Below are 12,396 nucleotides of genomic sequence, written 5' to 3'. Positions count from 1 at the left end.
TTCATGAAGCTATTAACGTTAAACGTTCATGCTTGGCAAGAAGAGAACCAGATGGAAAAATTAGAGATGCTTGCTCGCGATATCGCGGGCGAGCGTTATGATGTTATCGCACTTCAAGAGGTCATGCAGTCGATCGACTCTCCTCTCGTAAAAGACAATATCAAAAAAGATAATTATGCCCTTGTTCTTTTAGAGCTATTGAAGAAACTTGGCGTTGAAGATTACGACTTTGTATGGGACATGGCCCACTATGGCTATGTGACGTACGAAGAAGGATTGGCGATCATCAGCCGCCATCCGATTACGTCTCATGAAAGCTTTTTTGTTTCTGATCTACAAGATATGCACAACTGGAAAACACGCAAAATCGTAAAAGCATCGATATCTTATGAAGGACAAGACATTCAATTTTTCTCCGGTCACTTTGGCTGGTGGGAAGATGACATCGAACCGTTTAAAGGACAGTTCGATCGTTTGATGCAGTACATTCCTGAAGAAGGTCTTTCTTTTATCATGGGTGACTTAAACAACGATGCGAACGTTTGTGGTGAAGGCTATGATTATGTAAAAGAAAAAGGTCTTTACGACACGTACGAACTTGCTTCAGAAAAAGATGACGGCCTCACGATCATCGGATCAATTGCAGGCTGGGATGATAACGAAGCTGGCCGCAGGATCGATTATATTTTAAGCAGCAAGCCTGTTGATGTCCTTCAGTCATATGTGCGTTTTAACGGAAAAGAAACACCGGTGGTCTCCGATCATGCAGGTGTTGCTGTTACGATAAAGATTTAAAGAATTCGCTTTTTATGGTTTTGTTTCTTAATCAGCTTCTTAGATAAGTTGATTGCAGTGGAAGGTGTGAGACTCCTGCGGGACAGGCGGGCAGGTGAGACACTTATAAGTGAAACGTCCGAATGTGGCTCACCGCCTGCCCCGCGGAAAGCGAAGCACCTGAAACGGAAATCAACTCCCACAATAGCAACGAAAAGTACGGAAGAATATTTAAATCAAACAAACCATGGGGAGCCGTTTTGCGGTATCCCCTGGCGTGTTGTTAAAGAGAAAACATGGAGGTAACATTATGGAAAAAGTTTGGTGGAAAGAAGCCGTTGGCTATCAAATTTACCCTCGCAGCTTCCAAGATTCTAATGGAGATGGAATCGGCGATCTAAAAGGGATCATTCAACGTTTAGATTATATTAAAGACCTTGGCATCGACGTTATCTGGATCTGTCCGATGTACAAGTCGCCAAATGATGATAACGGGTATGACATTTCCGATTATCAAGATATCATGGACGACTTTGGAACGATGGAAGACTTTGATCTCCTTATGGAAGAAGTTCATAAGCGCGATATGAAGCTGATCATCGACCTTGTTTTAAACCATACGAGTGACGAGCACCAATGGTTTATTGAGTCTCGTTCTTCTAAAGAAAATCCAAAGCGCGATTGGTACATTTGGAGAGACGGTAAAGATGGCAAAGAGCCGAACAACTGGGAAAGCATTTTCTCCGGATCTGCATGGCAATATGACGAAAAGACAGATCAATACTACCTCCATGTTTTCTCAACCAAACAGCCTGACGTGAACTGGGAAAATCCTGAAGTGCGAGAAGCTCTTTATGACACAGTAAACTGGTGGTTGGATAAAGGCATTGATGGTTTCCGTATTGATGCGATCAGCCATATTAAAAAGCGTGATGGCTTCCCTGACATGCCAAACCCGAAGAACGAAAAGTACGTGTCTTCCTTCGACATGCATATGAACCAAAAAGGGATCCATACGTTTTTACAAGAGTTCAAAGATCGCACGTATGCTAATTATGATGTTATGACGGTTGGTGAAGCAAACGGCGTTAAAATTGACGAAGCAGACCTTTGGGTAGGAAAAGAAAACGGAAAGATGGACATGATCTTCCAATTTGAACACCTTGGCCTTTGGGATGCAGAAACCAATCCGGAAGTCGATATCGTTGAACTGAAAAAAGTATTAACTCGCTGGCAGAAAGGTCTTGAAAAAGAAGGCTGGAACGCACTATTTATTGAAAATCATGACAAGCCTCGCGTTGTTTCTACTTGGGGCAATGATGGTGAGTTTTGGTATGAAAGTGCAACGAGCTTCGGCGCTATGTATTTCTTGATGCAAGGAACACCGTTCATCTACCAAGGTCAAGAGATTGGAATGACGAACGTACAGTTTGACTCGATCGAAGACTATGATGATGTAGCTGACAAAAACCGTTACCGCATCAAGCGCGAAGAAGGCGTTTCACACGAAGATATCATGTCTGTGATCTGGGCATCTTCTCGTGACAACAGCCGTACTCCGATGCAATGGAACAGCGATGAAAACGCTGGATTCACAACGGGCACTCCTTGGATGAAAGTAAATCCGAATTTCACAGAGATCAACGTAGAAAAGCAAGAACAAGACGAGCATTCGATCTTAAGCTTTTACAAGAAAATGATCGCGTTAAAGAAAAATAACGAAGTCTTCACGTACGGTGTATATGATCTGATCCTTGAAGAAGATGTGCAGATCTATGCGTACACACGTACACTTGGAGAAGAAAAGGTTGTTGTGATCACGAACCTTTCTAAGACAGAAGCGAAGTTCGAAACAGAATTGAAGCTGAACGCGAATGATCTGTTATTAGCAAATAAAGAAGTTGCAGCTCATGAGGATGTAACAAGCGTAGCGTTACAACCGTATGAAGCGCGCGTATATCGCGTGAAAGCTTAACAAACAAAAGCGTGCTATCCGATTAGGGAGAGCACGTTTTTTTAATGTGACAGTCTTTTTTCAAACCGAATAAAGGAATACAGTCGCAGAAGTACAATCAACGTCCCAACGATTGTTATAGCGGGCGATATATTTGTAAATAGAGGCAACCATGCCAAGCCAAACGCAACAAGCGCTGTAAAATTTCCCGAAAATCCATTGATCGGCTGATTACCTACAAGACCCGCCCCTTTTAGAGAATTTTCATAACACGATCTATGATACGGTCTCAACTTGAAAAAGGCCCATACCGTACGCAGCTCTTCCCTCTCTTTGATCGGCATCAAACAGCTATCACAGTTTAATTCTTTTTTCATCATTTCTTCTCCTTCAGCAGTAAATCATTCTCCCTCCATTCTACCAATCCTTTAATCAATCCTATAGCTTTTTTAAAAGGATTTTTCGCGATGAAAGGAGAATTTTAACGTGAGGAGTGATGCTATGATAAAAAAGGTAAGGTTCAAGCCCATTTATATGGATAAGCTTCAGCTCTTGATGAACCGTTTAGAGGACGATCTTGTTAAACAGAGTCTTGAATTAGAAATCGGTAAGATGACGGCCGGTTTTCGCGGTGAAGACTCTATCAACTATTTTTTGAATATGCTTCCAAACCAGAAAGAATGCCACGTGCTGCACGACCTCCGAATTCCCCATGAATCTACTTTTTTTCAAGTCGACACGCTCATTCTTAATCCCGCGTACATTCTTATTATTGAAGTGAAGAACATCTCCGGAAACCTTTTCTTCGATCATACCTTCAATCAACTATTACGTACCAAAAACGGTATAGAAGAACCCTTCCAAGATCCTATCGCACAAGTTGAACGCCAAAAATACCAGCTTGAAAATTGGCTGAGTAAAAATAAATTCCCCTCAGTTCCGATCGAGACCCTCGTTGTTATGACTCATTCCCAATCTGTCTTGAAAACGAACGATGTGTCGAGCCGTATATCGAAAAAAGTGATTCATAGCGTTCAGCTGCTAGACCGTATATGGCAGCTTCAACGGAAATATAAACAGCATGTGGTTGTTGCTGGAGATGTAATGAACAAGATTACAAGGCGGTTAATCAAGGAACACACCCCACGGGATGTAAATGTAATGGAAAGGTATAAAATTAGTAAAGAGATGATTATTAAGGGGGTGCAGTGTGAGGGGTGTTTGGGTTTCGATATGAAAAAAGGCTATCGTACCTGGAATTGTCCGCATTGTTCAGATTCAAGCAGGAATCCTCACATAAGAGCGCTCAAAGATTACTCTCTTTTCATCCAAACTACGATAACCAACCAGCAAGCACGTGATTTTCTGAAGCTTTCTTCTATTTCGGTAGCATCTAAGCTCTTAGTATCCATGAAATTGCCTTATACAGGTGCAACAAGAGGGCGAACATACGATTTAAACACCCTAAATGACCTTCAGGAATAAGAATCTGTCCAATTGAGTGGGGAATCTATCCGATTGCATGTATAATCTGTCCAATTGAGGCCGTAATCTGTCTAATCTTGAGTATAATCTGTCCAATTCAGCAGTTAATCTGTCCAATCACAAAACCCACTCCCACACCAAACAAAAAAACACCCAAATTAATGGATGCTTTTCGATGTGCGGTTCACTGGCTTTCGTTCCCGCTTCTGCTCGTCCACGGTTTCATTCATCCCATGCCCAAGCGAAGGGTACAAATTCCCCGGTGCTGGATCAACAAACTGAGTCTGATTAAAGTACACGTGCGGTGTCTTCCATAGTGCAACTAGTGCTTTCCAGTGCGGCATCTCGTGATAGCGCTCTGGCCACATCTCTTTAATGTGCTTTTTCACGAGCGGGTAATATTTTGGACTCATCCCAGGGAACAGATGATGCTCCGTATGGTAAGAGAAGTTAAAATGAATCACATCGATCCATTTTGGAACCGTAACCGTTAAGCTGTTCGCTAACGGATCGTTCACGTCTGTCATTGGGTTCAAGCGGTGGTTGGTTGAGATATAGCTCATTACGATCGCGTTTGCGATCAACAACGGCAGCAATACCGCAAAGAACCATTTAACCGGTCCAAGCCACGCTAACAATCCTAGCCACATCGCCCACGGCAATAACAGCTGAATCCAAACAGAAGGCCGTTTACTCGGTTTAAATTCTGTAATAAATCGTTTGAACATGAAAAGTCCGTGCAGCGTAAACGAAACAGACAAGAAAGCAAAGCTTACGATCGAACGCATCCACATCGGAAGCTTGTACACTTTTTGAAGCAATGGTTTGTGAGACAAGTTCTCTAGTGTTGGCCACGCATCAGGGTCTTTCCCATCATGTTGTGTGTGAACGTGATGCGTCGTATTGTGCCACTTACGCCAGAGCTTCGGTCCAACACTTAACGGCCAGAAAGCTACTGCTCCTAAAAAGTCACGAAGCCACGGCTTTCGGATCACTGTGCCGTGCAAGATCTCATGGCCTAAGAAGCCCATACCCGCGAAACATGTTCCTAATATAACGGCGATTCCAATCCCTAACCAAGGGTGTAGATTATTCAATAACCCGATAACTAAAATACCGGCGATTGCGATCAATAAGTAGACAAGCCCACCCCATAATCTTGAAGGTACTGGCTTAAAGGCTTCTTTCGGCAGCTTTGGAGCGATCTTTGCTGCATACCAGCCAAACGATTGTAAATCTTTCATTTGCTCAACTCCTCTAATCTGACTCTTTCGAATTCTCGTACAATACAATCGTAACAAGGTTTGTTTTATGAAGCAACTATTTTTGTTACCTGGTAATAATAGTTGGTATTATGTACCCACAAAAAAAGGAGCCATCCTGAAGGATAGCCCACTTTTTCATAAAATAATCTTACATATATTCAAGTTTTAACACATTCAACTTTTGATTCGTCTCTCGTTCGATAACCTGTAGCAAACGACGGTCTTTTTGCGCAACGAACGTAACCGCAAGTCCTTTTCCGCCAGCACGCCCAGTTCTTCCGATTCGATGAATGTAGCTTTCGGCATCTAGCGCGATATCATAATTAAAAACATGCGTGACTCCATCAACATCAAGCCCGCGTGCCGCCACATCCGTTGCTACAAGGTATTGAATCTCTCCTTCACGGAAGCGCATCATCACGTCTTCTCTTTTCGCTTGAGAAAGATCACCGTGCAGTTCATCAGAATTGTAACCCATATTCTGCAGAGCTTCATTCAACTTGCTTGCTCTTCTTTTCGTTCGGCAAAAAATGATCGCTAGATAAGGACGCAGCAGTCTGATCGTTTGAACAAGGTCATTCTGCTTCCCTCGATCTGTTGTTTCCACGATTCGCTGGCGAATTTCTTTTAACGTAATCTGTTTCGTTTTCACATGAATATCTTGAGGATCGTTTGTATACGTTTCAGCCAGCTTTTTCACTTCATCAGGCATCGTCGCGGAAAAAAGTAAAGTTTGGCGATCCTTAGGCACCTCATACATGATGTCTTCTATATCATCTAAAAACCCGATGTGAAGCATCTGATCCGCTTCATCTAGTACGAACGTTGAAACATGAGATAAGTCGATCGTCTCTCGTCGAATATGATCGAGCAGTCTTCCAGGTGTTGCGACAACAACATGTACCTTGCCCTCTAACTTGTGCATCTGCGCGATAACGTCCTGCCCACCGTAGACAGCGAGCACGTTGACCTCACCGAGAGCTTCAGTAAGTTTGCGTACTTCAGCTGTGATCTGAATGGCAAGCTCACGCGTCGGTGCGACGATCAATCCTTGAACTGCATCACGCTCAGCATCAACTTTTTGCAGAAGAGGAAGCACGAAAGCAAGTGTCTTTCCCGTACCGGTTTGAGCTTGTCCCACGACATCCTTACCTTCTAAGATGACAGGAATCGTTTCCTTTTGAATAGGCGTTGGTTCACCGATTCCGTTTTGCAGCAAAATATCTATAAATTCATCATGAATCCCTAATTCTTTAAAGCCCATCTATTTTTTCCCCAATTTCTTTACTTTTTCAGTGCAGCTTTCCATCGCCGCTAACACCGCACCACGAAAGCGTTCTTGCTCTAGCGTTGCGACAGCTGCAATCGTTGCTCCACCCGGAGACGTTACTTGATCTTTTAACTCACCTGGATGTTTTCCTGTTTCAAGCACCATTTGGGCTGCTCCTAAAACTGCTTGTGCCGCTAAACGATAGGATTGATCACGTGACAAACCTTGTACGACGCCTCCGTCTGCCATCGCCTCAATCATCATATACACGTAAGCTGGTGAAGAACCGCTGATCGCAGGAATCGCATCCATCTGAGATTCTATGATCACCTCTACTTTTCCGAAGCTGCCTAACAACTTCTCAACCGTTTGTAGATCATCATCCGTAATCCCATCATTAACCGAAACAGCCGTCATACCTGCCCCGACAAGTGATGGTGTGTTCGGCATCGTCCGTACCACTTTCACTTGTTTGCCGAACGCCAGCTCAACATCTTCTGTTGTAATCCCCGCTGCAATTGTTACGATGGTCGCATCAGATTTTACGAATTCCTTTACCTCTTCAATTACTTCAAGATAGGAATATGGCGCTACAGCAAGAAACAGCACGTCAGCCGCTTTTGCAACATCACTGTTTGACGAGAATGTGTGGATACCATATTGTTTCTCTACAAACAGGCGTGTTTTCTCCGTTCGCATACTCGCGATGATCTGATCAGGGCTGATTAAACCGGAACTGATCATACCTCCTGCCATCGCCTGCGCCATCTTTCCAAACCCGATAAAACCTATTTTTTTTTCCATACTCTATGCACTTCTTTCTATCTTTTATAAAGGGAAATATTCACTTTTACAGAATACTCATACCGATAGCTTTACCTTTAGTAAACCACAAATACATATGGCGTGTGAAATGGATGGAGAGGTTTACACTCAAAGAATGGCTTATAAAAAAGAATATTTCATTTCCGAGCTGAACTCCATTAAACTAGGATTAGAGCATAACGTACATAAGGAGGATTTTGATATGACAGATAAAATCGTAAATTACTTAAAAGAAAATCGCGACACACATTTAAAAGAGTTAATTGACTGGCTTGCTGTTCCAAGTGTCAGTGCACTTCCTGAACATAAAGAAGACGTTCGAAAAGGAGCAGAGTGGATCGCAGATAGTCTTACGAATGCAGGAATGGACAACGTGAAAATCTATGAAACAGACGGACATCCTGTTGTTTATGGAGACTGGTTAAAAGCAGAAGGTAAGCCGACTGTACTCGTTTATGGCCATTACGATGTTCAGCCTGTTGATCCGATCGAGCTATGGGAATCTCCACCTTATGAAGCTACCATTCGTGATAACAAACTTTACGCGCGCGGAGCTTCAGATGACAAAGGTCAAACGTTCATGCACGTAAAAGTTCTACAAGCCATACTGCAATCAGAAGGTACACTGCCTCTTAACTTCAAGTTCTGTATCGAAGGTGAAGAAGAGATCGGGAGTCCAAGCCTTCCGAAGTTTATCGAGGAAAATAAAGATTTGCTAGCGGCAGATGTTATCGTTATTTCTGATACGGGTATGCTAGACCGCGGAAAACCAGCAATCTGCTACGGCCTTCGCGGCATGTGTGCGATGCAAGTGGATGTTACTGGACCAAACAGTGATCTGCATTCAGGTCTTTATGGTGGAGCTGTTCAGAACCCGTTGCACGCGATCACAGAGCTTCTTCAATCGTTCCGTGATGAGAACGGACGCATTTTAGTAGATGGCTTCTATGATAATGTACAAGAATTGACGGAAGAAGAAAGAGAAGCATTCCGCGCTCTTCCTCTAACAGAAGAAGCGCTTAAGAATCAGCTTGGCGTAACAGAGCTCACAGGTGAAGAAGGTTACTCTCACATCGAACGTACGTGGGCACGCCCTACTTTAGAGTTAAACGGAGTATGGGGAGGGTTCCAAGGTGAAGGAATCAAGACTGTAATCCCTGCAAAAGCACACGCAAAGATCAGCTGCCGACTCGTGCCAAACCAAGAGCCGGATGAAATCATCGAAAAAGTAAAAGCGCACATTGAAAAGCATAAGCCTGCAGGCATTGATGTGAAGGTTACTCTGTTTGATAAAGGAGCTCCATACGTAACGCCGTTCGATCACCCAGCCATCCAAGCGGCGGCACGTTCTTATGAAAAAGTGTACGGTGTACCAACAGCGTTCACACGTGGCGGCGGATCGATTCCAATCGTAGCAACGTTCGATCAAATGCTAAACATCCCAGTCGTATTAATGGGCTTCGGACTCTCAACAGAAAACTTCCATGCACCAAACGAGCACTTCCATCTCGAAAACTTCGACAAAGGCATGGAAACACTAGCAGACTACTGGTTCGAACTCGAAAAATCCATCCAAAAAGAAACAACAACAAAATAAAACAGATGAAGCTGACAGGAAAGTTACTTAGGTAAACTTTTCTTGTCAGTTTTATTATTTTATACGTGTGACTGAAACAAGGGCTCATCTCTTGAATTTGTTTTTTGATTGTTAGACACCTTGACTAGTTGATTGGAGTGTAGGGAGCGAGACTCCTGCGGGACAAGCGGGCAGTCCGAAGAGTGGAAATGGCTCGTTTAGCCCCGACCAGCAAAAGTTAAATGGGCTATGAAGGCGCACTTTGCCTTCTTGACCGTTAAACTTTTGACCTCGAGGGGCTAGCCATTGCAACTAGACAGGTGAGACCCTTAGGGCGCAACGTGGCAAGGGGCTCACCGCCTGCCCCGCGGAAAGCGAAGCACCCGAAACGGAGATCAACTACTTACAAAACAACCTGTTTATCCATATAACCATTTTTCCCCTAACAGTTTCCCCTGAGACCTTTTCGTTTTCACCCCTCAATGTGATATAATCAACCAATCACAACAAAGAAACGGAGAGTATAAACATGCTTTCATTTGAAGATAAAATTGCTTTAATCGAAGAAAACTTCCCAGAGCTCGACATGCACGAGGTATCCCTTGGCCGCTTGAACTTCCATTTTGAAGAAAGTGTACAAGACAAAAAAATCGTCGTGTACCACCTTCACCCGAACGGAAACGGCTTCGTGTATGGCGGACACCTGCCACAAAGCGTAAAGAACGACAAAGGCTATGTGAACATCCGAGACTACGAAGCAGAAGAACTGATTGCTTTAATCCAAGACTCCATGGAGTTCTTATCAAAGAAACACGGCTGGCAGCAGCCGAAGAAAGATCGTTCTGATGACGAAGAACGTAAAGAAGAACACTGGTACAGCCACAGCCATGAGGAGATTCGCCTCGTAGGAGAAGATGGCATGTGGTTCATCTTTGATGAAGATGATGCACTAGAAGCTGCATTTGAAACATATGCAGAAGCAGAAGGTTATTTAAAAGAAGCAGATTTTAAAAAGAAAAAATAGAGGTGACTAAGATGGCTGAGGAGAAAAAGAAGTTAAGCTTTCAAGAAATCGCAAAGCAACGTTTAGCTGAGAAGAAAGCACAGCAATCAGGCGGATCATTCAGCAAGGGTCCTGTTAAAGTGGCCAACCAGTTAAAAAACCAACAAACAAAAAAAGCAAACAACCAAGCGCGGAGAACAGGTGTTTAATGCATCGTAAGCGAGCAAATATCACCCCTGGTCTTTCCGTGAACGTAATCTTAAAAGCAGATCAGCGTTCTGGCAAGAAAACAAAAGGTATCGTAAAAGATATCTTAACGAACTCACCTACTCATCCACACGGCATCAAGGTACGCCTTGAAGACGGTCAAGTTGGACGAGTCATTGACATTCTGAATGCATAACCACGAAAACGGTCACCACCTCGGGACCGTTTTTTCTGTACATGGAATACATTGGATATCCGTATACTAGTTGATAGATTTTTTTAAAAGGAGATCACTTCATGAACATAGATTCTCTAAAAAAACGAATTGATGTTAGTACAAAAAGAATGCCAGCAGATGTTGTAATAAAAAACGGGAAAATCATTGATGTGTTTAATCTTGAAGTCATGGAAGGAGATGTTGCGATCGTTGATGGGTATATTGCCGGTATTGGTGAGTACGAAGGAAATGAAACGATTGATGCAGCGGGTAAATTTATATCCCCTGCTTTCATCGACGGTCATGTGCACATCGAGTCATCTATGGTAACGCCGGCAGAGTTCAGCAAAGTGCTGCTCGCACATGGTGTTACAACTGTTATAACGGATCCTCATGAGATCGGTAACGTTTCAGGAGTTGAAGGTATCTCCTTTATGCTGAATCACTCTGAAGGGCTTCCTCTGGACGTCAGAGTGATGCTTCCTTCATCAGTTCCTGCAACTCCTTTTGAGAACGCAGGTGCTGTTTTAAAAGCATCTGATTTAGAACCCTTTTTAACTCATCCACGTGTCCTCGGTTTAGCGGAAGTCATGGATTTTCCTGCTGTTTTTAGAGGGGATGAGGATATGCTTCAAAAAATCGTTTCTACAGCTGATCAAAACAAAATGATCGATGGCCATGCAGCAGGATTAGACGCTAATGGCATCAACGTCTATCGCTCCTCAATGATTACGACGGACCACGAATGTTCGACGAAGGAAGATGCACTAGATCGAATCTCTCGAGGGATGTTCGTGTTAATACGTGAAGGATCTGTAGCCAAAAATTTAAGAGCGCTCATAACAGCTGTAACACCGAAAAACGCTCGTCGCTTTTTATTCTGTACAGATGATAAGCACCTGGATGATTTAGTAGCGGAAGGAAGCGTAGATCATAACGTGAGGGTCGCTATTCAAGAAGGCATGGATGCTCTGCAAGCAATCCAGCTCGCAACCTTGAACGCAGCAGAATGTTACGGTTTAAAAGAAAAAGGCGCTGTCGCTCCAGGTTACAAAGCAGACTTTCTTTTGCTTGAGAATTTGGATTCCATTGTAATATCCGATGTTTTTGTTGGAGGAAAATTGGTTGCTCAGAACGGGAAGTACAAAGGATCAGAATCTAGAAGCGCACAGCCTCCAGCCGCTTTAACAAAGTCCGTAAACATGACAATGATAGATTCCGAAAAGCTTTCTATTCCTATAACCGATGGTAAGCCCATGCATGTGATCGAAATCATCCCGAATCAGATTGTTACCAAGAAGAAAGTTTTTGCGGCAACAGCAGAAAACGGAGAATTCATACCATCTATCACGAACGATTTAATAAAAATGGCTGTGATCGAACGCCACAACAAGACTGAAAACATTGGTCTAGGAGTGGTAAAAGGCCTTCTTATCCAAAACGGAGCGATTGCTTCAACTGTTGCGCATGATTCACACAATTTAGTCGTTGCAGGTACGAATGATGAGGATATGCAAGTCGCGATAGAAGCTATCAGCAAGATGCAAGGCGGCTATGTGATCGTGAAAAACGGAGCAGTGCTCGCATCTGTCCCGCTTCCCATCTCCGGGTTGATGTCAGATCGACCATTTATAGAAGTCAACGACCAAATCATTCATCTAAAAGAAAAGTTAAAGGAGATTGGATTCAGCGGAGATTTTGATCCGTTCCTGACCCTATCCTTCTTAACACTTCCTGTAATTCCGGAAATCAAGCTGACAGATCTTGGTCTCTTTGATTTCAAAATCTTTCAGCATATCCCTGTGCAGGCAGAATAAAGC

11 protein-coding genes and 1 pseudogene are annotated in these 12,396 nt (G+C 43.3%); 8 read left to right on the top strand and 4 right to left on the bottom strand.

Annotation, left to right across the window (positions count from 1 at the left end; all coding sequences use genetic code 11):
• Positions 1 to 3 precede the first annotated feature (3 nt).
• Together FS458_RS00555 and FS458_RS00550 are read left to right on the top strand one after the other, a co-directional pair.
• Positions 4 to 795 (top strand): endonuclease/exonuclease/phosphatase family protein, encoded by a 792-nt coding sequence (locus FS458_RS00555; RefSeq protein ID WP_144696710.1) that lies wholly within the window; start codon positions 4 to 6, stop codon positions 793 to 795.
• Positions 796 to 1,084: 289 nt separating this feature from the next.
• Positions 1,085 to 2,749 (top strand): glycoside hydrolase family 13 protein, encoded by a 1,665-nt coding sequence (locus tag FS458_RS00550; RefSeq protein ID WP_144696708.1) that lies wholly within the window; start codon positions 1,085 to 1,087, stop codon positions 2,747 to 2,749.
• A 41-nt stretch (positions 2,750 to 2,790) separates the two neighbouring features.
• On the opposite strand, the gene FS458_RS00545 is transcribed toward FS458_RS00550, so the two are convergent.
• Positions 2,791 to 3,108: a hypothetical protein gene (locus tag FS458_RS00545; RefSeq protein ID WP_144696706.1), complete on the bottom strand. Its 318-nt coding sequence runs from the start codon at positions 3,106 to 3,108 to the stop codon at positions 2,791 to 2,793.
• A 121-nt stretch (positions 3,109 to 3,229) separates the two neighbouring features.
• Between FS458_RS00545 and FS458_RS00540 the strand changes: the two genes are divergently transcribed.
• Positions 3,230 to 4,213, top strand: a complete 984-nt coding sequence (locus FS458_RS00540; RefSeq protein WP_144696705.1) for a nuclease-related domain-containing protein — start codon at positions 3,230 to 3,232, stop codon at positions 4,211 to 4,213.
• A gap of 158 nt (positions 4,214 to 4,371) precedes the next feature.
• Here the strand turns inward: FS458_RS00540 and FS458_RS00535 are convergent, their stop codons facing one another.
• The 3 genes and pseudogenes from FS458_RS00535 to proC all read right to left on the bottom strand — a co-directional run bounded on the left by FS458_RS00535 (position 4,372) and on the right by proC (position 7,552).
• A complete protein-coding gene (locus FS458_RS00535) occupies positions 4,372 to 5,457 on the bottom strand; it encodes a fatty acid desaturase family protein (protein ID WP_144696703.1) in 1,086 nt (361 codons plus the stop codon).
• Positions 5,458 to 5,671: 214 nt separating this feature from the next.
• Positions 5,672 to 6,742 (bottom strand): annotated as a pseudogene (locus FS458_RS00530) (DEAD/DEAH box helicase); the annotation flags it as partial.
• Positions 6,743 to 7,552 carry a pyrroline-5-carboxylate reductase gene (gene proC / locus FS458_RS00525; RefSeq protein WP_144696699.1) on the bottom strand — a complete coding sequence of 270 codons (810 nt, stop codon included), beginning with the start codon at positions 7,550 to 7,552 and terminating at the stop codon, positions 6,743 to 6,745. It abuts the pseudogene before it with no gap.
• 223 nt (positions 7,553 to 7,775) lie between these two features.
• Between proC and FS458_RS00520 the strand changes: the two genes are divergently transcribed.
• From FS458_RS00520 to ade, 5 genes are all read left to right on the top strand, one after another.
• Positions 7,776 to 9,170, top strand: a complete 1,395-nt coding sequence (locus FS458_RS00520; protein WP_144696697.1) for a dipeptidase — start codon at positions 7,776 to 7,778, stop codon at positions 9,168 to 9,170.
• Positions 9,171 to 9,678: 508 nt separating this feature from the next.
• Positions 9,679 to 10,173 carry a hypothetical protein gene (locus tag FS458_RS00515; protein ID WP_066399317.1) on the top strand — a complete coding sequence of 165 codons (495 nt, stop codon included), beginning with the start codon at positions 9,679 to 9,681 and terminating at the stop codon, positions 10,171 to 10,173.
• 11 nt (positions 10,174 to 10,184) lie between these two features.
• On the top strand, positions 10,185 to 10,361 hold the full coding sequence (locus FS458_RS20495) for a hypothetical protein (RefSeq protein ID WP_171005587.1): 177 nt from the start codon (positions 10,185 to 10,187) through the stop codon (positions 10,359 to 10,361).
• On the top strand, positions 10,361 to 10,555 hold the full coding sequence (locus tag FS458_RS00510) for a YwbE family protein (protein WP_144696695.1): 195 nt from the start codon (positions 10,361 to 10,363) through the stop codon (positions 10,553 to 10,555). The genes FS458_RS20495 and FS458_RS00510 overlap by 1 nt, the downstream gene beginning before the upstream one ends.
• A 101-nt stretch (positions 10,556 to 10,656) precedes the next feature.
• Positions 10,657 to 12,393 (top strand): adenine deaminase, encoded by a 1,737-nt coding sequence (ade, locus tag FS458_RS00505; protein ID WP_144696694.1) that lies wholly within the window; start codon positions 10,657 to 10,659, stop codon positions 12,391 to 12,393.
• Positions 12,394 to 12,396 lie beyond the last annotated feature (3 nt).

Source organism: Fictibacillus phosphorivorans (genome assembly GCF_007673525.1).
Lineage (GTDB): Bacteria > Bacillota > Bacilli > Bacillales > Fictibacillaceae > Fictibacillus > Fictibacillus phosphorivorans_C.
Note: the sequence above shows the minus strand (reverse complement) of the source record. Positions and strands in the feature narration are given on the sequence as shown.

Excerpts from the sequence above, each read along its gene's own strand:
- FS458_RS00555 (WP_144696710.1), top strand. The coding sequence starts at position 4 with ATGAAGCTATTAACGTTAAACGTTCATGCTTGGCAAGAAGAGAACCAG.
- FS458_RS00550 (WP_144696708.1), top strand. The coding sequence starts at position 1,085 with ATGGAAAAAGTTTGGTGGAAAGAAGCCGTTGGCTATCAAATTTACCCT.
- FS458_RS00545 (WP_144696706.1), bottom strand. The coding sequence starts at position 3,108 with ATGATGAAAAAAGAATTAAACTGTGATAGCTGTTTGATGCCGATCAAA.
- FS458_RS00540 (WP_144696705.1), top strand. The coding sequence starts at position 3,230 with ATGATAAAAAAGGTAAGGTTCAAGCCCATTTATATGGATAAGCTTCAG.
- FS458_RS00535 (WP_144696703.1), bottom strand. The coding sequence starts at position 5,457 with ATGAAAGATTTACAATCGTTTGGCTGGTATGCAGCAAAGATCGCTCCA.
- proC (WP_144696699.1), bottom strand. The coding sequence starts at position 7,552 with ATGGAAAAAAAAATAGGTTTTATCGGGTTTGGAAAGATGGCGCAGGCG.
- FS458_RS00520 (WP_144696697.1), top strand. The coding sequence starts at position 7,776 with ATGACAGATAAAATCGTAAATTACTTAAAAGAAAATCGCGACACACAT.
- FS458_RS00515 (WP_066399317.1), top strand. The coding sequence starts at position 9,679 with ATGCTTTCATTTGAAGATAAAATTGCTTTAATCGAAGAAAACTTCCCA.
- FS458_RS20495 (WP_171005587.1), top strand. The coding sequence starts at position 10,185 with ATGGCTGAGGAGAAAAAGAAGTTAAGCTTTCAAGAAATCGCAAAGCAA.
- FS458_RS00510 (WP_144696695.1), top strand. The coding sequence starts at position 10,361 with ATGCATCGTAAGCGAGCAAATATCACCCCTGGTCTTTCCGTGAACGTA.
- ade (WP_144696694.1), top strand. The coding sequence starts at position 10,657 with ATGAACATAGATTCTCTAAAAAAACGAATTGATGTTAGTACAAAAAGA.